This is a genomic window from Janthinobacterium sp. LM6 (genome assembly GCF_002002885.1).
Lineage (GTDB): Bacteria > Pseudomonadota > Gammaproteobacteria > Burkholderiales > Burkholderiaceae_D > Janthinobacterium > Janthinobacterium kumbetense.
Genome location: NZ_CP019510.1, coordinates 2,154,550 through 2,174,357, shown reverse-complemented (window position 1 = coordinate 2,174,357; position 19,808 = coordinate 2,154,550). Strand labels below are relative to the sequence as shown.

At 65.0% G+C, this 19,808-nt stretch carries 23 protein-coding genes; 12 read left to right on the top strand and 11 right to left on the bottom strand.

The features are described 5' to 3' along the window. Positions 1-6 precede the first annotated feature (6 nt). The 5 genes from BZG29_RS09700 to BZG29_RS09680 form a co-directional block, all read right to left on the bottom strand. Positions 7-1,527: a type II and III secretion system protein family protein gene (locus BZG29_RS09700; RefSeq protein WP_077401695.1), complete on the bottom strand. Its 1,521-nt coding sequence runs from the start codon at positions 1,525-1,527 to the stop codon at positions 7-9. A 27-nt stretch (positions 1,528-1,554) separates the two neighbouring features. Next, entirely contained in the window at positions 1,555-2,382 is an 828-nt protein-coding gene (cpaB, locus tag BZG29_RS09695) for a Flp pilus assembly protein CpaB (protein WP_077401692.1), read from the bottom strand. A 42-nt stretch (positions 2,383-2,424) separates the two neighbouring features. Further along, complete coding sequence (locus BZG29_RS09690; protein WP_077401688.1) at positions 2,425-2,985, bottom strand: prepilin peptidase; 561 nt, start codon at positions 2,983-2,985, stop codon at positions 2,425-2,427. A 115-nt stretch (positions 2,986-3,100) separates the two neighbouring features. Continuing rightward, a complete protein-coding gene (locus BZG29_RS09685; RefSeq protein ID WP_071650303.1) occupies positions 3,101-3,274 on the bottom strand; it encodes a Flp family type IVb pilin in 174 nt (57 codons plus the stop codon). Positions 3,275-3,478: 204 nt separating this feature from the next. Continuing rightward, positions 3,479-4,168, bottom strand: coding sequence for a response regulator transcription factor (locus tag BZG29_RS09680; RefSeq protein WP_253192842.1), 690 nt, complete (start codon positions 4,166-4,168; stop codon positions 3,479-3,481). Between the two features lie 560 nt (positions 4,169-4,728). On the opposite strand from BZG29_RS09680, the gene BZG29_RS09675 reads away from it, so the two are divergent. From BZG29_RS09675 to BZG29_RS09665, 3 genes are read left to right on the top strand one after another with little or no spacing between them, the layout of a single operon-like run. Further along, positions 4,729-5,217, top strand: a complete 489-nt coding sequence (locus BZG29_RS09675; protein ID WP_077409036.1) for a TadE/TadG family type IV pilus assembly protein — start codon at positions 4,729-4,731, stop codon at positions 5,215-5,217. After that, the gene (locus BZG29_RS09670; protein ID WP_077401682.1) at positions 5,217-5,828 is read left to right on the top strand and encodes a TadE/TadG family type IV pilus assembly protein; all 612 of its coding nucleotides are present in this window, start codon (positions 5,217-5,219) and stop codon (positions 5,826-5,828) included. The genes BZG29_RS09675 and BZG29_RS09670 overlap by 1 nt, the downstream gene beginning before the upstream one ends. Further along, positions 5,828-7,186: a VWA domain-containing protein gene (locus BZG29_RS09665; protein WP_150130846.1), complete on the top strand. Its 1,359-nt coding sequence runs from the start codon at positions 5,828-5,830 to the stop codon at positions 7,184-7,186. Before BZG29_RS09670 ends, BZG29_RS09665 begins: the two co-directional genes overlap by 1 nt. A 4-nt stretch (positions 7,187-7,190) precedes the next feature. On the opposite strand, the gene BZG29_RS09660 is transcribed toward BZG29_RS09665, so the two are convergent. The 4 genes from BZG29_RS09660 to BZG29_RS09645 form a co-directional block, all read right to left on the bottom strand. Continuing rightward, positions 7,191-7,349: a XapX domain-containing protein gene (locus tag BZG29_RS09660; RefSeq protein ID WP_077401676.1), complete on the bottom strand. Its 159-nt coding sequence runs from the start codon at positions 7,347-7,349 to the stop codon at positions 7,191-7,193. After that, complete coding sequence (locus BZG29_RS09655) at positions 7,346-7,543, bottom strand: DUF1427 family protein (protein WP_251351864.1); 198 nt, start codon at positions 7,541-7,543, stop codon at positions 7,346-7,348. The genes BZG29_RS09660 and BZG29_RS09655 overlap by 4 nt, the downstream gene beginning before the upstream one ends. Positions 7,544-7,557: 14 nt before the next feature. Next, positions 7,558-9,408 carry an amidohydrolase gene (locus BZG29_RS09650; RefSeq protein ID WP_077401673.1) on the bottom strand — a complete coding sequence of 617 codons (1,851 nt, stop codon included), beginning with the start codon at positions 9,406-9,408 and terminating at the stop codon, positions 7,558-7,560. A 70-nt stretch (positions 9,409-9,478) separates the two neighbouring features. Continuing rightward, positions 9,479-10,132: a hydrolase gene (locus BZG29_RS09645; protein WP_077401670.1), complete on the bottom strand. Its 654-nt coding sequence runs from the start codon at positions 10,130-10,132 to the stop codon at positions 9,479-9,481. Positions 10,133-10,347: 215 nt separating this feature from the next. Here BZG29_RS09645 and BZG29_RS09640 point away from each other — a divergent pair, with 215 nt between their 5' ends. After that, positions 10,348-10,590 carry a hypothetical protein gene (locus BZG29_RS09640; protein ID WP_077401667.1) on the top strand — a complete coding sequence of 81 codons (243 nt, stop codon included), beginning with the start codon at positions 10,348-10,350 and terminating at the stop codon, positions 10,588-10,590. Between the two features lie 16 nt (positions 10,591-10,606). Here BZG29_RS09640 and BZG29_RS09635 read toward each other — a convergent pair whose 3' ends face one another. Further along, on the bottom strand, positions 10,607-12,328 hold the full coding sequence (locus BZG29_RS09635) for a methyl-accepting chemotaxis protein (protein ID WP_077401664.1): 1,722 nt from the start codon (positions 12,326-12,328) through the stop codon (positions 10,607-10,609). Positions 12,329-12,619: 291 nt separating this feature from the next. Between BZG29_RS09635 and BZG29_RS09625 the strand changes: the two genes are divergently transcribed. From BZG29_RS09625 to BZG29_RS09600, 6 genes are all read left to right on the top strand, one after another. Then, complete coding sequence (locus BZG29_RS09625) at positions 12,620-13,990, top strand: DEAD/DEAH box helicase (protein WP_077401657.1); 1,371 nt, start codon at positions 12,620-12,622, stop codon at positions 13,988-13,990. A 240-nt stretch (positions 13,991-14,230) separates the two neighbouring features. Next, positions 14,231-15,031 carry a 2-oxo-tetronate isomerase gene (otnI, locus tag BZG29_RS09620; RefSeq protein ID WP_077401654.1) on the top strand — a complete coding sequence of 267 codons (801 nt, stop codon included), beginning with the start codon at positions 14,231-14,233 and terminating at the stop codon, positions 15,029-15,031. Positions 15,032-15,119: 88 nt separating this feature from the next. Next, positions 15,120-15,932 (top strand): hypothetical protein, encoded by an 813-nt coding sequence (locus BZG29_RS09615; protein ID WP_150130845.1) that lies wholly within the window; start codon positions 15,120-15,122, stop codon positions 15,930-15,932. After that, the gene (locus BZG29_RS09610) at positions 15,917-16,378 is read left to right on the top strand and encodes a hypothetical protein (protein WP_077401648.1); all 462 of its coding nucleotides are present in this window, start codon (positions 15,917-15,919) and stop codon (positions 16,376-16,378) included. The genes BZG29_RS09615 and BZG29_RS09610 overlap by 16 nt, the downstream gene beginning before the upstream one ends. A gap of 83 nt (positions 16,379-16,461) precedes the next feature. Then, entirely contained in the window at positions 16,462-16,878 is a 417-nt protein-coding gene (locus BZG29_RS09605) for a VOC family protein (RefSeq protein WP_077401645.1), read from the top strand. 109 nt (positions 16,879-16,987) lie between these two features. Next, the gene (locus BZG29_RS09600) at positions 16,988-17,359 is read left to right on the top strand and encodes a TraR/DksA family transcriptional regulator (protein WP_253192841.1); all 372 of its coding nucleotides are present in this window, start codon (positions 16,988-16,990) and stop codon (positions 17,357-17,359) included. A gap of 188 nt (positions 17,360-17,547) precedes the next feature. Here the strand turns inward: BZG29_RS09600 and phbB are convergent, their stop codons facing one another. Further along, the gene (gene phbB / locus BZG29_RS09595; RefSeq protein ID WP_077401639.1) at positions 17,548-18,294 is read right to left on the bottom strand and encodes an acetoacetyl-CoA reductase; all 747 of its coding nucleotides are present in this window, start codon (positions 18,292-18,294) and stop codon (positions 17,548-17,550) included. A gap of 233 nt (positions 18,295-18,527) precedes the next feature. Between phbB and BZG29_RS09590 the strand changes: the two genes are divergently transcribed. Together BZG29_RS09590 and BZG29_RS09585 are read left to right on the top strand one after the other, a co-directional pair. Continuing rightward, on the top strand, positions 18,528-18,848 hold the full coding sequence (locus tag BZG29_RS09590) for a hypothetical protein (RefSeq protein ID WP_150130844.1): 321 nt from the start codon (positions 18,528-18,530) through the stop codon (positions 18,846-18,848). Between the two features lie 86 nt (positions 18,849-18,934). After that, positions 18,935-19,801: a universal stress protein gene (locus BZG29_RS09585; RefSeq protein WP_077401633.1), complete on the top strand. Its 867-nt coding sequence runs from the start codon at positions 18,935-18,937 to the stop codon at positions 19,799-19,801. Positions 19,802-19,808 lie beyond the last annotated feature (7 nt).

Genomic DNA, 19,808 nt, shown 5'->3' with positions numbered 1-19,808 from the left:
GTGCTCCTAGTGAGTGTCCGGGCCGGCGGGCGCCGTCTGCATGGCCGCTTCCTGCCGTGGCCGTGGCGCGCTAGCGCCTTCCATTTTTCCTTGCAAGAAAAACTCGCTGCGGCTGGGCGCCACATAGGCGTCGGTCGGCAAGGCGATATCGCCGTCAAGCGTGCCGTCGAGCGGCTTGACCAGGTGCGGCGTGATGATGAACACCAGCTCGGTACGGTCGGTCTGGAAATCGCTGCTGCGGAACAGCGCGCCCAGCACGGGAATCTCGCCCAGGAAGGGCAAGGCCTTGATATTGGTCGTCACATTGTTCTTGATCAAGCCGCCCACGGCAAAACTCTGGCCATCGAACAGCTGCACCGTGGTGGTGGTGCGCCGCGTGGTAAAGGCCGGCAGCACGGCATTGGCGGCGGCGCCCCCGCCGGTGGTGATGCCGATGCCTTCGCGGTTCAGCTCCGACACTTCCGGCGCCACCTTCAGGTTGATGCGTCCGCCCTCCAGCACGGTGGGCGTGAACTTGACGGCGATGCCGAATTCCTTTTCCTCCAGCGTGATCTTGTTGGTGGTGCTGTCTTGCGCGACCGGAATGAAAATCTTGCCGCCCGCCAAGAAACTGGCTTCCTGGCCGCTGATGGCCATGATGTTCGGCTCGGCCAGCACCTTCACCAGGCCGTCGCGCTTTTGCGCATCGAGCGTCAGCCCGTTGCCATTCTTGCCGTGCACGGCGCCCAGCTGGCTGGGGTTGCCGCTGAGCAAGTTCGACAGCAAGCCGTAGCTCCAGTTGCCGCGCGTGCCGCTGATGCCCACGCTCGCGCCCAGCTGGTCAACCAGGGTCTTCGACACTTCGGCGATTTTCACTTCCAGCATGACCTGTTGCGGCGCCGCAATCGTCAGCATGTTGATGACCTTGACGCCGCCGGCGGCATTGACAGTGCTGGCGGCGCCGTCGGCCGGCGCCGCCGCTTCGCCCGCGCCGCGCTGCGCATAGGCTTGCGCCATGTCCAGGATCTGGCTGGCCTTGACGCTGTCGCTCACCTGCCCCGACAGCACGATGCTGCCGCCGGCCGCGCCCGCCTTAACGGCGCGCTCGCCAGGGAAGACATAGGCCAGCTGCGCCTGCAAGCCCTCGACATCGATCTCGACTTCGATATCGACGATCACGGGGCGCTGCTGCCGGTCCCACAGGATCAGGTTGGTGCTGCCCGGGGCCAGGCCCCAGACGAACAGCTGGCTGGACGAGCCCAGCATCCTGGCGCCGGCCACCCGCGGATCGTTGACGGCGATCTGCGACACCGGCAGGCTCAGGCTGCGCAAGGTGGACTTGCCCACGGCGATGCGCACGGGCGCGCCCAGGCGGGCGATATCGGCGCCCAGCGACATGGCCGGCGCCGCGACGGGCGACATGACGGCCTGCCGGGCCGGCGCCGCCGCGCTGGCGCCGCCCGGCCAGGCCAGGCTTGCCGCCGCGCCGCCCAGCGTCAGGGCCAGGCGCATGCCCGCACTCGCGGCGTGCTTACGAAATGTATTCATCGATCATCCTTGCTTGCCTGCTGATGTTTAAAATTGCTGGACGCTCGTATCCATGCCCTTGATGACGGTGATGCTGTCGCGCGCGGGAGCGCGTGCCGGGGCCGCCTGGCGCCGCACCGCGCGCACCGGCGCGGCCGCCGGCGCCTTCAGTTCCAGCAGAGACTCCTTGGTGGCGCCGCCCGTGGTGACGGGCGCCGGATCGACCTGGTTGCGCAGCACCAGCGACAAACTGCCCACGCTGCGCGCCAGGTCCAGCTTTTCCACCTGCTCCGGCGTCAGCTCCAGGGTCACGGCATTGACCACCTTGGGCTTGTTGTCGTCGCGGCCGGACTCTTGCGCCACGGCCAGCACCAAGATGCGTTCCAGCACGATCTTGGAAATGGCCAGCGGCCCGCCGCCCGCCGGCCTGGCACGGTCATCCTGCGTATGCACGAGAATGTCGACGAAGTTGCCCGGCAGGGCGAAGCCGGCCACGCCCACCACGTCGTTGACGCGCACGGTCATGGCGCGCTTGCCGGCAGCCACGATGGCCGACAGGCCGCCCGTGGCGCCGGGCGGCGCGAGCTTGCTTTCCAGCACAGGCTCACCCTTGCTGACGGCCGTGCGCGTGATGCGCCCGTCCAGCGCGCCGGCCTCGCCAAACGCCCCCGGCGGCATGGCGCCCGCCGGCCAGTCCATGCCGCGCAGCATGGCCGGCGTCACCTTCGCGCCCACGCCGATATCGACCAAGGCAACCATCACCGTCTGGCTGGCCGGCGCGCCTTGTCCCGACATCCAGCGCGCGGCCGCCAGCACGGCGCCCCCCGCCATCAGCAGCGCCAGCAGCAGCACGATCGCAACGCGGCTATTTCTCATGATTTTTCCTCTTGGTAAAACTTGGGTTTCCGGACGGGCACATCATGCATACCCGCCGGCCGCCAGGGCCAGCCAGATGGCGGTGCCGGCGGCAATGGCGATCGCGTACGGCAAGTTGCCACCCGGTACGGCGGGCGGGCCGACACGCGGCACCTCGCCTGCCGCGGCGCGCAGCCAGCCTTGCAGCAGCAATTGCCGGGCATTCGCCATCGCCTGGCGCAGCGTGCCCCGGCACAGGGCGACGGCCAGCGCCAGCACGCCGCCCGCGAGCAGGCTGCACAGCACGGCAAACACGGCGGGGCGCGGGCCAAGAAAAGCCCCCACCATCGCCATCAGCTTGACGTCGCCCGCGCCCAGCGCCTTCATCGCGTACATGGGCAGCAGCAAGCCCAGGCCGACGGCCAGGCCGCCCAGCGCCAGCCACGGCCCGGCCGGCGTCAGCCCGGGCAAGGCCACACTGTTGAGCAGCACGCCAAGCAAGGCGCCGGACAACACCAGCCGGTTGGGAATGCGCCGGCGGCGCACGTCATGCCAGACAGCCGCGGCAAGCAGCCCCCACAAGACCATGGCGGGGCTGAACGTCCAGAAAGAATGAGGGTCCATCGTGTACCTGATGCAAGCCAAGCGCATGACGGCATGCGCATCGTTGGGCGGGAAGCCGGCAGGCCGCCGCGCATGGGCAGCGGCCTGTCGGGGTGCAGCGCGGTGGGCAGGCGCCTTAGATCGCCGCGCCCGTCAGCTTGGTGCCGATCGCCTTGAAGGCGCCATCGAGGCCGGTGGTGAAATAGCCGACGGCCGTGACCAGCGCCGCAGCCACCAGCGCAGCGATCAGCGCATATTCGATGGCCGTCACGCCATCTTCTTCGGCGATAAAGTTTTTAATGAAATTCATATTTTTTCCTTTCAGGTCAAGTTTTAAACATGATAAAAACTGAAAATACAGTCTGAAAATAAAAACATTCTCTTTGTTTTTATTTGCCATTTTCTGATGCGTGTATTTTATATAAACAAACATTAAATCGAATCAGAGAAAAGTCATTTTATGCGCAGTACAAATCATCTTAATTTTTTGTCTATAATCAGGACATATGTACTGTCATTCCGCATGGACGGGTTCGGCCAGCCGGTTGCGGGTGGCGTACACATATAATTCCAGGCGGTTGGTGACATCGAGCTTGCTGTAGATCGATGTCAAATGATTACGCAAGGTTTGCTCCGAGATAAAAGCGCGCTGGGCGATCGCACGGTTCAGCGCGCCATTTCCTTCCACCATCATGGCCACGATCTTGCGCTCCTTCAGCGTCAGCCTGGCGATGCGCTGCTCTTCCGGGTCGGGCGCCGCTTCCGGCTTGTTCAGCACGCCCAGCATGCTGTCGAGCAGCGCCGGGTCCAGGCACAATTCGCCCTGATGCAGGCGGGCGATGGCGTCGACCATTTGCTTGACCGGCGTTTCCTTGCCCACCACGGCGCGCGCGCCGCTGCGCACGGCGCGCCCGCAGGCGGCCTGGTCCTGCGTGCCGCTGAACAGCAATGCGCGCGACACGCCATTGCCCAGCAGCTGCGGCAGATAATCGATGGCGCAGGCGCCGCCGCAGCCCAGATCGGCGTCGAGCACGATGACGTCGGGACACAGCGTGCGCGCCAGCAGCAGCGCGCTGTCGATCTCGGTGGAGCTGGCCACCACCTGCATCGGCGGCTGGGCGCCGGCGAGCAACTGCTCCAGGCCCCACAGCCAGGTCTTGTGGTCCGACACCAGCATGACGCGTATGACATTGTTTGTTGACATGCTTTACCTCTTTACTTGAAGCCCACTCCCATCGGGGAATGTTGTTGATCCGAATCGGCTTGCCTGCCTCGTCCGCGCGCGCCTTCTGCTGCCGCGCGCGGGGGAAAGAAGTCATGGGGGCACAAAGGAAGAGGCCTTGGGCCGGCACGCGCAAACGCGGTGCGTGCCCCAGGGCAGCGGTCGCCGCATGCCGGGCGTGAGCCGATGGATGGGCAGCGTGGCCAGGGCGGGTGCGCCACGGGCGCGCCATCGCTGCTGCCACCGCTGCTGTTGCTTACATTGCAGCATTTTTGTTGCATCACCTTGCAAAACAAGTCCTTGCCTGCACGCAGGACAATCCTGACACCAGGCCTGTTTTCATACCCGCGCATATTACCCCCGGCCCTGTAGCGACGGGGCCGGCACGTTTGAAATAACGCAGTTAATTGCGATTATCTTGACCTGTAATAATTTAAATTGCGGACACGCCCTTGAAAATCGATATAGAATAATTGTCAGTCAAATGGCGCAATGCCATCCGCCCGACATTCGTCATCGCGGAACCTAACCGGATTATTCCCATGCGCTTAAAACAGGCCGATTCCCGCATATTCCGCAAGCAAAGCGGACAGGCTGGCGCCACCCTGGTCGAATTGGCCCTGATAACACCGGTCTTTCTCATGCTGATAATCGGCATCATTGAATTGAGCATGGCTTATTTTGCCAATATGACCATGCAGCACGCGGTGCGCGAAGGGGCGCGCTATGCCGTCACGGGGGCCAAGGACCTCGACCCCGACAGCGCCAACCAGCAGCGCTACCACGCCGTCATGCAAAAAATACGCGACAGTTCCATGGGCATGTATGACAAGGTCAGCCCCGTGATCTCCGTCAACGGCAGCGATGCGGTCGGCGCCGCCATGTTCGGCCAGGCCGGCGATATCGTCGTCATTTCCGTCGATTGCCGCTGGGCGTTCGCCACGCCTTTGATCCGTGCCCTGTTCCGCGATGGCCAGGCGCATTTCGTGGTGGCCGCCACCATGCGCAATGAAAGCTTTGGCGGCCTGTGATGCGCGCGCCAGCTCCCCGTTTTCCGCGCCGCGCCGCGCGCGGCATCGCCGCCATCGAATTTGCCATCGTGCTGCCCTTGCTGGCCTTGCTGCTGTTCATGCTGGCCGACCTGTCGCGCGCCATCCAGGCCAAGACCATCCTGCTCAATATCAGCCGCGAAGGCGCCAACCTGTCCGCGCGCGCCACGTCCGACCTGAGCGGCTCCAGCCAGGGCATCATGAATGCGCTGGCGGCCAGCACGCCGCCGCTGGACATGCACGGGCGCGGCATGATCTACATCACCAAAATCATGGGCTACACGGCGCAGAGCGGCTTGCGCAATATCGTGCTGGAACAGTACCGCTGGGACGCCGGCGCGAAGGCCAGCGGCTACCTGCCCGCCAGCCAGGTGTGGCAATGCGGCAGCTGGAGCAATGGCACGTGCACCGGCATCGCCAAGGACGAATACGCCCCCACGGTGTCATTGATGCAGAGCCAGCTGGCCGATGGCGAACTGATTTACGCCGTGGAAACTTTCTACAATTTCGACATGCTGTTCGGCACATTGAAATTTGGCAACAGCACGACGCCCGTGCTGGCGCCCAACCTGACTTCGATGACGGTATTCTGATGCGCATTCCACACAAGCGGCAAGGCGGGCAAGTCCTGGTCATGGTGGCGCTGTCGGCCGTCGTCCTGATCGCCTCCGTGGGCCTGGCCATCGATTCGGCCCTCGGCTACTTCGTCAAGGCCAAGCTCAACGCGGCCGTCGACTCGGCCAGCCTGGCGGCGGCGCGCGGCGTCACCGCGGGCAACTCGGAAGAGGAACAGCGGGCCAGGGCGCGCCAGTCGGCAAAGGATTTTTTTGACGTCAATTATCCGGACCACTTCCTGCTGTCGACGCCGACCCTCCATCCCGTCGACGTCACGTTCGACAAGGGTACCGTCACCATCGACGTCTCGGCCAGCGCCTCGCTGCCCGTCTCGCTGATGGGCGTACTCGGCTTCAAGACCCTGGACGTGGCCGCCAGCGCGCAAACCATCCGCAAGGACCTGGACATGGTGCTGGTGATGGATACGTCGGGTTCGCTGAAAAACAATGCCGAAGCCGTGCGGGCGGCGGGCAAGTCCTTCCTGAACAAGTTCAACGCCACGGCCGACCGGGTCGGCTTGCTGCACTTCGCCTCGGAAGCGCAAATCGACGTCCCGATCAGGCAGATCGACCGCGGCTTCGACCGCAGCGGCATGACCATGAAAGGTGGAAAGATCGATCAATTCGCCTTCGTCGGCGGCACCAACTCGTCCGCCGGCATGTTCCAGGCGCGCAAGCAGCTGAACGATATCGCGCAGGTCGACCGCTCCAGCCTGCGCGTCATCGTGTTTTTCTCCGATGGCTCGCCAGCGGCATTTTCCGCGTACTTTCCCAACAAGGACAACAAATGCAAGGACGCAGGCGGCCTCGCCACCTTTCCGAAACTGCAAAACCCGGCATTGGCGGGCCTGTACAGGATGAAAGTGAGCGACACGCTCCAGTACGGCGATTGCGCCGCCAGTCAGATCACCGCGCTTCCCGCATGGTACAACGCGACGAATGACGCGGCCCAGGCCAACGACGCGGCGCTGCGCGAGTTTCCCATCGTCACCAACTCGCCCCGCATCGTGACCGCGTCCATCGCTACGGCGCAGGCGCAATGGACGAATGTGCACCGCGCCTCGCGCAACCTGGTCGAAGCGATGGCGGCCAAGGCGCGCCAGGAAGGCATTTTCGTCTTTACCCTGGGCATGGGCGCATCGCTGAAAACCAAGGAAGGGCCGGACAACGAGCTGGGCGAAGACTTGCTGCGCTGCCTGGCCAATACCACCGATGCGAAAGCGACTTGCCGCAAGCCGGCCGAACCCGTGGGCCTGTATTGCTATGCGGCCAGCGACAGCGACCTGAGTCCCTGTTTCACCCGGCTCGCCTCGGCCATTCTGCGCCTTTCCAAATAAGCGCCTAACCCTGCCACTGCCCCGCCACGACAAAACCCAGGGTCATGGCCACCACCATCGCCGCGCCGGTGGGGGTGGGCGGCGTGGGCGACGGCAAGTCGAACCAGCGGCATACGGCGCCCACCAGCAATCCCAGCACCGATCCTGCCAGCATGACGTTCATGGCGCCTCCCCTTGCGTTTCACGGCGCTGCAGGTACAGGCCCGTGAGCCAGTAGCCGCAGCTGGTCAGGAACACCAGCAGCGCGGCGCCCAGCACGGGCGGCGCCGGCACGGGGATGTGCGCCAGCTGGCAGACGAAGCCGACGACAAAGGCCAGCAGCAGACCCAGGATGACTTTCTTGTAGTACATGCTCATTTCCTCTCCTCCCCCTAGAAGGCGAAGCAGCTGCAGCCCAGCGTGCCCCAGAAGCCGGAGAAATCGCTGATCGGCACGGCCGACTTGCGCGCCCGGTCGTGGGCGTGGGCGTGCACGCCGCAGGCGCCCGCGCACTGGTGCGGCATGGCCGCCTGCGCCGGCCTGGCCACGGGCCGGTAATGGCCGGGCACCGCGCGCACGGGCGACCACTCGGGCAGCACGGGAATCGGCGGCGGCGCCAGGGTCGTAAATTCCGCCTGGCCGTAGACGACCTTGCCGCCGACCATGGTCAGCACGGATTCGATGGACTTGATCGCCTCTTCCGGCACGGCGAAATAATCGGCCGACAGCACGCTCAAATCAGCCAGCATGCCCTCGCGGATGCGGCCCTTCTTGCCTTGCTCGCTGGAAAACCAGGCGCTGCCCGCCGTCCACAGTTCCAGCGCCGTGTCGCGCGACAGGCGCCCCGCCGCATCCGTCAGGGCCAGGCCGCCCACGGTGCGCCCGGAAACGAGCCAGTACAGCGCCGTCCACGGGTTGTAGCTGGCGACCCTGGTGGCATCCGTGCCGCCGCCCACGGGCACGCCCGCGTCCAGCATGCGCTGCACGGGCGGCGTGGCTTTGGCCGCCTCGGCCCCGTAACGCTCGACGAAATATTCGCCCTGGAAGGCCATGCGGTGCTGGATGGCCAGGCCGCCGCCCAGCGCTTTCACGCGGTCGATGTTTCTCGGGCTGATGGTTTCCGCGTGGTCGAACAGCCAGTGCAAGCCGCCGAACGGCGTATCGCGGTTGACCTTTTCAAACACGTCGAGCATGCGGCCGATCGATTCGTCATAGGTGGCGTGCAGGCGGAACGGCCAGCGCTGCTCGACCAGGTGGCGCACGACCTTCTCCAGCTCGTCTTCCATGCCGGCCGCCAGCTCCGGGCGCGGTTCGAGGAAATCCTCGAAGTCGGCGGCGGAAAACACCAGCATTTCGCCGGCGCCGTTGTGGCGGTAAAAGTCGGTGCCGTCGCCGGGCTTGACCATGCCCGTCCACTTCTGGAAGTCCTGCAATTCCGCGCCCTTGTTCTGCGTAAACAGGTTGTAGGCGATGCGGATGGTCAGCTGCTCCTTTTGCGCCAGCTCGTCGACGACGGCGTAATCCTCGGGATAATTCTGGAAGCCGCCGCCCGCGTCGATGGCGCTGGTGATGCCGAGGCGGTTCAGTTCGCGCATGAACTGGCGCGTGGAATTGACTTGCAATTCGCGCGGCAGGGTCGGGCCCTTGGCCAGGGTCGCATATAAAATCATGGCGTTCGGCCGGGCGATCAGCAGGCCCGTGGGGTTGCCGGCGGCGTCGCGCACGATTTCGCCGCCGGGCGGGTTCGGCGTGTTCTTGTCGTAGCCGACGGCGCGCAGGGCGGCGCGGTTCAGCAGGGCGCGGTCGTACAGGTGCAGGATAAAGACGGGCGTGTCGGGCGCGGCCGCGTTGATTTCATCGAGGGTCGGCATGCGCTTTTCCGCGAACTGGAATTCCGTCCAGCCGCCCACCACGCGCACCCACTGCGGATTCGGCGTGCGCAGCGCCTGTTCCTTGAGCATGCGCAAGGCGTCGGCCAGCGAAGGCACGCCTTCCCAGCGCAATTCCAGGTTGTAGTTCAAGCCGCCGCGGATCAGGTGCAGATGCGAATCGTTCAGGCCGGGAATGACGGTGCGGCCAGCCAGGTCGATCACCTGCGTGGCGGGGCCGCGATGGCGCATCGCGTCCTCGACGTCGCCCACGGCGAGAAATTTGCCATCGGCGATGGCGACGGCGGACGCCAGCGGCTGCGCCCTGTCGACCGTGTGGAAACGGCCATTGAGCAAGATCGTGTGTGCATGCATGGGAACTCCCGGTTCAGGTGAAGGATACGGCCCCGCCGGCGGGCGGCGGTGGCGCGATATCAACAAAATCTCAATGACCTTCGCTGGCATTGAACATGGATTTGGCGTAGATCAAGCCCAGGCCATAGCCGCCGCCGTGCGCCACGGCCGTCGCCACCGTCTCGTTATAGGTCTCGCCGCGGGCCCAGTCGCGCTGCAGTTCCAGCAAGTATTGCACGGACGTCAGCGGCTGCGCACCCGCCTGTATCATGCGCTGCATGGCCATCGCATGGGCTTCGTCGGAGACGTCGCCGCTGGCGTCGGCGATCACGTAGACGTCAAAACCCTGCTCCAGCGCCGACAGCGCGGGGCCGACGATGCAGACGGACGTCCACAGGCCGGCCAGCACGATCTTGCCCTTGCCGTAGCCATTCACCTTGTCGGCGATGCGCGCATCTTCCCAGGTATTCATGCTGGTGCGGTCGATCGGCGCCTGCTCCGGGAAGACGGACTGGATTTCATCGAAGATGGGGCCGGAAAACGATGTGGCCGCCACCGTCGTCAGGATCGTCGGCACCTTGAATTCGGCGGCCGCCTTGGCGACCAGGGCCGCATTGTTGCGCAGCAAGGCCAGGTCGATGGAGCGCGTGGCGAACGCCATCTGCGACTGGTGGTCGATCATGATCAGGGTGTGGTCGTTCGGGGTCAGCAGTTTTTGTGCGGCTTGGGCGGTGGCGATAGGCATGATGTTTTCCTTAGTGAAAATAATTGAATATCAAAGTAGTGGTATCCGGCCCGCACAATCCAGCGCCTTCCTTCTTGCGCTGCCATGTTGCGTGTCAGTGATAGGCAGTATGCACGCACAAAAAGGAAAACAAAAACGGAAAGAATGCCAAGCTATATTCGATTTTTTCGATGATATAAAATAAGCGCACTGCAACCAATCGCACGGAGGAAAACATGGGGTTTGAATTCAGGATCGCGGCCAGCCTGACGGCCGGCCAGCGCCAGCACATCGAACAACTGCTGGCAGCGCTGCCGCAGGCGGCCGGCGGCATGCCCGGCACGGACGCCAGGCTGACGGAGGCCGGCCTGTATATATGCCAGTACCTGCGCCCGGAGCCGTGGCACGGCCTGGACGCCGTGCGCGCCTGGCTCGATGCGCAGGGCATCGCTTACGCCGTCGCGGAGATCGACGACTAGGCTTGCGGCGCTCGCCCTAGAACTCGTCCCACTCATCGTCGCCAGGACGCTGTTTCCTGGCCGAAACTTGCGGCGCACGGGGCGCCGCCCCCTTGGCGGGCAGGCGGGCGGCGGCGCGGGTCGCCTTGAGCGGTACTGGACGGCGCGCGACGGGCCGGGACGTCAGCGCCGGCGTAGCGGCCGCCTGCGCCGTCTTGAACACGGCCACGGCGTCGGCCAGGCGGGCCGCCTGCTCCTGCATGGCTTCGGCCGCCGCGGCCGCCTCTTCCACCAGCGCAGCGTTTTGCTGCGTCACCTGGTCCATCTGGCTGATGGCCCGGTTGACTTGCTCGATGCCGGAGCGCTGCTCGTCGCTGGCGGCCGAGATATGCCCGACGATGCTGCTGACCTTGTGCACGCTGTCGACGATCTCGTGCATCGTGCGGCCCGCCTCGTCGACCAGGCGCGCGCCGCTTTCCACCTGCGCCACGGAATCGTTGATGAGGGCCTTGATTTCCTTGGCGGCACTGGCCGAGCGTTGTGCCAGGTTGCGCACTTCCGTGGCGACGACGGCAAAACCGCGCCCCTGTTCGCCCGCCCGGGCCGCTTCCACGGCCGCGTTCAAGGCCAGGATATTCGTCTGGAAAGCGATGCCGTCGATCACGCCGATGATGTCGACGATCTTGCGCGAGGAATCGTTGATCGAACCCATGGTGTCGACCACTTGCGCCACCACCGTGCCGCCCTTGCCCGCCACGGACTCGGCCGACGCGGCCAGGCCATTGGCTGCGTGGGCGTTCTGCGCATTTTGCTGGACCGTGCCGGTCAGCTCTTCCATCGACGACGCCGTCTCTTCCAGCGAACTGGCTTGCTGTTCCGTGCGCGCCGACAGGTCGAGGTTGCCCGAAGCGATCTGGCGCGAGGCCGTGGCGATGGTTTGCGTGCCGCTGCGCACCTCGGTGACGATGCGCAGCAGGCTGGCCGTCATGTCCTGCAAAGCCTGCATCAGCTCGCCCGTCTCATCCTTCGAGCCCACCGCCACCGGCACCGTCAAGTCGCCTTGCGCCACCTGCCTGGCCACCTCGATGGCCGAACGCAGGGGCCGGCTGATATTCCTGGCCAGCCACATCGCCACCAGGCCGGCCAGCAGCACGGCCGCCGCGCCGCCGCCCAGCAAGACCCAGCGCGTCTGCGCCTGCAAGCCCGCCAGCGCCTGCGAACGCTGCGCCAGCAGCGCCGTTTCCGCGTCGCCCACTTCCTTCAGCAGCGCGCGCATGGCGTCCATGCCCTGCTTGCCCCGGCCCTCTTTTTCCAGCGCCAGCACGGGTTCGATGGCGGCCGTGCCCTGCGCCACGGCGCGCCGCAGGGCGATCACGGGGTCGAGCGCGCCGGCCAGCCAGGCTTGCTGGGCGGCATCGAGTTTCGCCAGGCGTTGCTGCTGGACAGGATTGTCGCTGGTCAAGGCGCGCGTCTTGTCGAGGTGGCTGCGGAACGCAGTCTTGCCCAGGTTGTAGGGTTCCAGCGACGCCTCCGCACCCGTGATCACGTAGCCGCGCTGCCCCGTTTCCATATTGATCAGGCTTTCCAGGATGGCGTCATTTTCACCGAGCACCTGGTAAGTGTGGGTATTGATGGCGTTGGCGTCGGCCAGTTTCGAGAAATTCAAGGTGGCCACTGCGACCAGGACGGCCAGCAGCAAGACAATGGCGCCGAAGCCGCCGTACAGGCGGGTGGCGATGCGAAGGTCGGCAATGCGCATGGTATTCCTCCAGGAACAAGAACCCCGGCAGCGCGGCGATCCCCCCGCGCAAGGGGTGCAGGCGGAAATTCTACCCAGATTTACGCCGGGGCAGCGCGCCCTTGCCGCATTTTTCTTTACTTGCGGCATTGCAAACCTGAAACAAAACAGGCGCGTTTTTGCCATGCTGTTATACTTCGCGTGTGCGGCACATATGACCAGTCCCCTTGCCGCTGTCTTTCGACCCCTAATCTGATTGCCTGCGACTGGCGCCCCACGATGGCGACAGGCCGATCTCACAATAAAGTTACCATGTCCTTTTCCTCCCTCGGATTGTCCGACGCTATCGTACGTGCCGTTACCGAACACGGCTACACCGTGCCGACCCCGATCCAGTCGCAGGCGATTCCCGCCGTGCTGGCTGGCGGCGACTTGCTGGCCGGCGCACAAACCGGCACCGGCAAGACGGCCGGCTTCACCCTGCCCGTGCTGCACCGCCTGTCGACCGACGCCAACGGCGCGGCCATCACCAGCAACACCTCGACGCGCCCGATCCGCGCCCTGATCCTGGCACCGACGCGCGAACTCGCCGCGCAGGTCGAGGAAAGCGTGCGCGCCTACAGCAAGTACACGAAATTGAACTCGGCCGTGATCTTCGGCGGCGTCGGCATCAACCCGCAAATCAAGCAACTGAAACATGGCGTCGACATCCTCGTCGCCACGCCGGGCCGCTTGCTGGACCACATGGGCCAGGGCACCGTCGACCTGTCGAAAGTGGAAATCCTGATCCTGGACGAAGCCGACCGCATGCTGGACATGGGTTTCATCCGCGACATCAAGAAAGTGCTGGCCGTGCTGCCGCCAAAACGCCAGAACCTGCTGTTCTCGGCCACGTTCTCGGAAGAGATCAAGGCCCTGGCCGACGGCTTGCTGAACAAGCCGGCCATGATCGAAGTGGCGCGCCGCAATTCGACCGTGGAAGTGATCAAGCAAAAGATCCATCCCGTCGACCGCGACAAGAAGCACCCGATGCTGTCCTACCTGATCAAGTCGAACAACTGGACGCAAGTGCTGGTCTTTACGCGCACCAAGCATGGCGCCAATAAACTGGTGGAGCAGCTGGGCGCGGACGGCATCGGCGCCCTGGCCATCCACGGCAACAAGAGCCAGTCGGCGCGCACGCGCGCGCTGTCCGAGTTCAAGGATGGCACCCTGCAAGTGCTGGTCGCCACCGACATCGCCGCGCGCGGTATCGACATCGACCAGTTGCCGCACGTCGTCAACTACGACTTGCCGAACATTCCGGAAGACTATGTGCACCGTATCGGCCGCACGGGCCGTGCCGGCGCCAAGGGCGAAGCCGTGTCGCTGGTTTGCGTGGATGAGCACGAAATGTTGAAAGACATCGAAAAGCTGATCAAGCAAACCCTGCCGCGTGAAGTCATTCCCGGCTTCGAGCCGGACCTGAACGCCCGCGCCCAGCCTGTGCAATTGCGCAGCGGCACCGGCGGCCACCGCAACAACAGCCGCGCGCCAGCCGGCGCCGTCGTGCGCGTGAAAACCGGCGGCAGCGGCGCCAAGCCACGCAGCGCCGGCCCGTCGGGCGGCGGTGGCGGCGGCAACCGTTCCGGCAATGCGCCGCGTTCGGCGGCTTCCCACCGCTCCGGCGGCCGCGGCCGCTAATACACGGCTGCAAACCTACTGCGCGGGGCGCTATCGATTCTCCGTTGCGCGCCGTACTTTAGTACGGCTGTGCTACTCGAACCGATATCACTCCCGCTCGCTACGGTTTTCAGCCATGTATTAAAAGTGTCACGACAAAAACCGTTCCAGGACTTGCTTCTGGAACGGTTTTTTTCATGCACGCCACTGATTGGCAATTTGGGCTAGGATAGTAGCCATCTTCCTCACCTGTGTGCCGCCATGCCGAACTTCGCTGCCAACCTCAGCATGATGTTTACCGAACTGCCCTTCCTGGACCGCTTTGCCGCCGCCAGGGAAGCGGGTTTCGATGCCGTCGAATTCCTGTTCCCCTATGCCGTCGAGGCGCGGCAGATTGCCATGCGGCTGGAACGCCACCATTTGCAGCTGGCCGTGTTCAATTTTCCGCCCGGCGACTGGGAGCACGGCGAGCGGGGCATCGCCTGCGATCCGCGCCGGGGCGAGGAATTCCGCACGAATGTGCAACTGGCGCTCAATTACGCGCTGGCGCTCGGGGCGAAGCAGCTGCACTGCATGGCCGGCATCGTGCCGCCCGGCATGAGCCTGGAGCGGGCGCGGCAAAGCCTGATCGGCAACCTGCAATATGCGGCCGACGCCTGCCGTCCGCACGGCATCAACGTGCTGATCGAGCCGATCAACCGCTACGACATGCCCGGTTACTTTCTGAACCATAGCCAGCAAGCGGCCGACATCATCGCCGACTGCCAGCGCAGCAATGTCTTCCTGCAATACGACATTTATCACATGCAGCGCATGGAGGGCGAACTGAGCAACACCATCCGCGCCATGCTGCCCCTGATCCGCCACATCCAGATCGCCGACACGCCGGGCCGCCACGAACCGGGCACGGGCGAGATCAACTACCGCCACCTGTTCAAACTGCTGGACCAGGTCGGCTACGCAGGCTGGGTCGGCTGCGAATACCGCCCCGCCAGCGACACCGGCGCCGGACTGGGCTGGCGCGAGCAATTGACGGCCACAGCGGGCACGCTGGGCACCTGATCGCAGCGCGCTTGCGCCCGCACAAGGCGGCCGGCGCAGGCCGGTACGACAATACCTTTCCATACAGTATTTCCTGTCGAGAGGTGCCGTGTCCACCCTGCCCGCCCGCCATCGCCGCGCCCTTTGCCTGAACCTGAGCCTCTTCCTGGCTGTCGTGCTGTGCGGCTGCGCCACAATGCGCCCCGAGCTGGCGCAAGTGCGCGCCTTGGCGGCCGGCGCCGATGCCTTGACCGCCTTCAACGAACTGGCGCAGCGCCACGTGGACACTTACCAGCGTGCCCGCCCCTATCTGTCGCCGGCCGAAGATGCGCGCGAGCGCCTGCTCGATGCGCAGCGCCGTGCCGCGCAGGCGGACGTCGCGCGCCTGGCGCAGGCCGTGCGCCTGTACCTGCAGGCGCTGGGCCGGCTGGCCGATGCCGATGCGTATGACGTGCAGTCCGAACTGGCCGGGGCCGGCGCCGCCATCCGCGCCTGGCCGGGCAGCGGCATCGACGACCGCCATGTCAGCGCCTACACCTTGTTGCTGCAGCAACTGTCACGCCTGGGCGGCGCGGCCAGCCAGCAGGCGCACCTGGCGCAAGTGCTGCACGAGGGCGATGCGCCGCTGCAAGCCCTGCTGGCCGCGCTCGACAACTTGCTGGTGCTGTACGACAAGGGCGGCGATAACGAGCGCGACATGGTGCTCGGCTTGCTCGACGTGGAAATCGCGTATGCGGACACGCCGCAGCAGCGCCTGCTGGCCGTGCTGGCGAAAAACATGCAGCAAAGCAAAACCGAGGAATACCGCCTGGCTGGCCTGCGCCACACCCTGGCGCGCCGGCAACTGGCGGCACTGGGGCGCGAACACGCCCAGCTCGCCGCCGCCCTCACCACCACGGAGGCAAGATGGACGGATCGGTAGGCAGCGAACGCCGCGAAGCGGCCCTCAGCAGCGCCATGCGCGTCGAGCAATTGGCCGACAGCCTGTCGCAGGCGGCCGTCACCTTGCACGGCGCCGTCATGCGCGCCATCCGCAAGCGCGCCAGCCAGGGAGAAAACGGCATCAGCCTGAGCCAGGCGCAAGCCGTCTTCGCCCTGGAAGTGGCCTTGCGACAGCAAGCCAACCAGCTGTATGCCGATGCGGCCGGACACACGGTGGCGGGCCTGGAAACGGCGCAGCGCCAGCTCAGCGGCCTGCTCGACACGGTGCGCCTGCGCATCGCCCGCAACGACGACGTGCGGCACTGGATCAGCCTGGCGACGAGCTTGTTGCACCTGGGCAGCGCCGTCCTCGCCGGCAATCCCGAGCGCATCCTCGGCGCCCTGGGCAAGGTGCGTGAGCGGCTGCAAGAGATGGCGCCGGACTGATTGAAATCGGCCGGCAAGCGCCTATACTGGGACGTCCCCGCCTGGCAATCGTGCCTGCGGGGCGATGACCAGAGGAGACCAACATGCGTATCGAACCGTATTTGCAATTCGATGGAAACTGCGCGCAAGCGCTGGAATATTACCGCCAGCACCTGCATGGCAGCGACCTGTGCCTGATGCCGTATCGGGGCTCGCCGGCCCAGGAGCAAGTCAAGGAAGACTGGTACGACAAGATCATGCACGGCTCCGTGCAGCTGGGGCCGACCATGCTGATGGGCTCGGACGGCGGCTGCGACGAGGGCGCCAAGGGCATGAGCGGCAGCGCGATCTGCCTGACCGTCGACACGCCGGAGGAGGCGGAACGGGCGTTCGACGCGCTGGCGCGTGACGGCACCGTCCAGATGCCCCTGGAGGAAACGTTCTGGGCCAAGCGCTTCGGCATGCTGAAAGACCAGTTCGGCGTCGCCTGGATGATCAACTGCCTGAAAGAACCAGCATAGAACGGCCGCTGCCAGCCTGCGCCGCGTCAAACGCGGCGCAGGTGGTAGCGCAAGCAGAGTCGCCCATCCTGGACTACCATATAGGACAGACTCTTAACGGGTGATGGCCATGAATGGATTGCCGCAAGACCAGCTGCAGCGCCTGCAGGGCGTGCTGGAGCAACGCAAGCTGGCGCTGCAGGAACAGATCGAGAATGAAGCGGCCGAGGCCGATGCGCGCGCCTCGCTGCTCAATGAAATCGAAGCTTCGCCGGCCGATAACGCCAGCGTGCGCACCTTGAACGCCCTCGTCAGCGAAGCGGCCGAACACAACGTGGCGCAGCTGGCCATCATCAAGCACGCGCTGGCCAAGTTTGCCGACGGCAGCTACGGCCTGTGCGACAACTGCGGCGAAGCCATCGGCCTGTCGCGCCTGAATGCGCGCCCCGAAGCGCGCCTGTGCATCGATTGCCAGACGCGGCTGGAAAAAGCCCAGCGCTGAACAGGGCCGCGGCGCGGCATGTCACCAGCCGTTGCAGCATGACAAAGGGCAAGGCATCGCTGCCCTGCCCCCTGCTTTCCTTCCTTGCTGCTGCCTTGCGTCCCCCTCCAGCATCGTGCGTGCCGGCTGGGTGGACGGGTCTCCTCTACTGCCATTGCCCTGCTTCAAGTATCCGGCTGCATGCCGGATCAACTCATGTGCTGCCCGCCATTGATGGCGATATTCGCGCCCGTGACGAAGGCCGCCTCGTCGGACGCCAGGTAAGCCACCAGGGCCGCCACCTCGTCCGGCTCGCCCAGGCGGCCCAGGGGAATCTGCGGCAGGATCTTCGTTTCCAGGATATCGGCCGGCACAGCCGTCACCATCTGCGTGCGCAAATAGCCGGGCGAGACCGTGTTGACGGTGATGCCGTGGCGCGCCACTTCCAGCGCCAGCGCCTTGCTGAAGCCGTGCACGCCCGCCTTGGCGGCCGCATAGTTGCACTGGCCAAACGCGCCCTTCTGGCCATTGACGGACGAGATATTGATGATGCGGCCCCATTTCTTTTCCAGCATGGGTTCCAGCACTTGCTTGCTCATGTTGAACAGGCTGTCGAGATTGGTGCGCATGACCTCGGCCCAGTGCGGCAATTCCATCTTGCGCATGCTCTGGTCGCGCGTGATGCCGGCGTTGTTGACCAGCACGTCGATCCTGCCGAACTTTGCCAGCACGCTTGCCACGGCTACGCTGCAGGCATCGAAATCGCTCACGTCGAGGGCCAGCGGGTGGAAATAATACTGCTGCGCCTGTTGCTCGTCGAGCCAGCTGCCCACCCGTGCATTGCCCGGCGTATGCGCGGCCACGACGGCAAAGCCCGCCGCATGCAGGCGCCGGCACAAGGCCGTGCCCAGGCCGCCCATGCCGCCCGTGACCAGTGCTACCTTTTGTTCCTTCATTGCTGTCTCTCCCCCGCTTGTTATGGTTGTTCTGCGTGGGATCAAGTGTAGGTGGCAGTTTTGAAGCGGGCATTGCGCCAGATCAAAGGCCGAGCCTGCGTATTGCAGCGTCCGTCTGCGCTGCATCCATGCAGAGACAATTATCAAAATTATACTCCTCAAAGAGGTGATGGCACCTCGACAGGCAAGTCGTGCGGACTTTGCTTGACGGTAAGACTCACAGGGAGAACGCGATGGAAATCCAGGACGACACAGAAGCATTGAGGGACTTGTTCAACGACATCAATCCCGGCATGAGCGACGTGGAATCCGTGCACCAGGCGGAGCTCGATCCACAGCATGCGCTGGCCCTGATGGCCAATCCGAAAGCGGCGCTGAAAGCCATGGGCATCCCCGTCAGCGATGCCTCGCAAGTGCAGGTGACGATGAAGAACCGCGCCAGCCGCGCCATGCTGGAGGTGGCGCAAAAGGCGGCGCAATTGCGGCGCGTCATCGTCATCGTGATTCATTACCGCAACTGCGACGCCGACATCATCATCATTGCCATGAGCTGAGGCAACAAGCACCGGCCGCAGTCGTGCGCGGCCGGCACCCGGGACTGTGCCAGAATGGCCACTACTGCACAGCGAGAGGACAGGCCATGACGTACAAGACCGTATTGCTCCACATCGACGACAGCGCCGGGCGCGCCGCCCGCATCGCAGCGGCGGCCAGCATCGCCCAGGCGTGCGGCGGCCACCTGACGGGCGTGGCGCTGACGGGCGTGTCGCGCCTGCTGTACCAGAACCAGCCCGACCTCGATGCGGACCCGAACCTGAGCTTGCACCTCAATTTTCTGCGCGAGAGGGCGACGCGCGCCCTCGACGGTTTCGAGGCGCAAGTGCGCGCGGCCGGCGTCGCTTCGTTCGAACAGCGCGTGCTCGACGACGAGGCGGCGGGCGGCATCAGCCTGCTGGCCCGCTATGCGGACCTGGTCGTCATCAGTCAATACAATGCCAGCGATAAATCGCCGTCCGTGATGCGCGACTTTCCCGCCTATGTGCTGCTGCATTCGGGCCGTCCCGTGCTGATCGTGCCGTATGCGCCGCCGCTGCCCCTGCTGGCGCCGCCGGCGGCGGCGCGCAATGTGCTCATTTCCTGGAACGCCAGCAAGGAAGCGAGCCGCGCCGTGAGCGCCGCCCTGCCCCTGCTGCAGCGCGCCGGACAAGTCCATGTCGCCATCTTCGACGCCCAGGTGCACGCCGCCGAGCACGGCGAACAGCCGGGCGCGGAATTGCTGCACTACCTGGCGCGCCACGGCGTGGAAGCGCGGCTGCATTTGCTCGATGGCGGTGGCGTGCGGCGCGGCGATATCGGCGAAGCGCTGCTGTCGCAGGCGGCCGACCTGTCGGCCGACTTGCTGGTGATGGGAGCGTATGGCCATTCGCGCCTGCGCGAAACCATCCTCGGCGGCGTCACGCGCACGATCCTGCAAAGCATGACGATCCCCGTGCTGATGGCGCACTAGGCGGGCG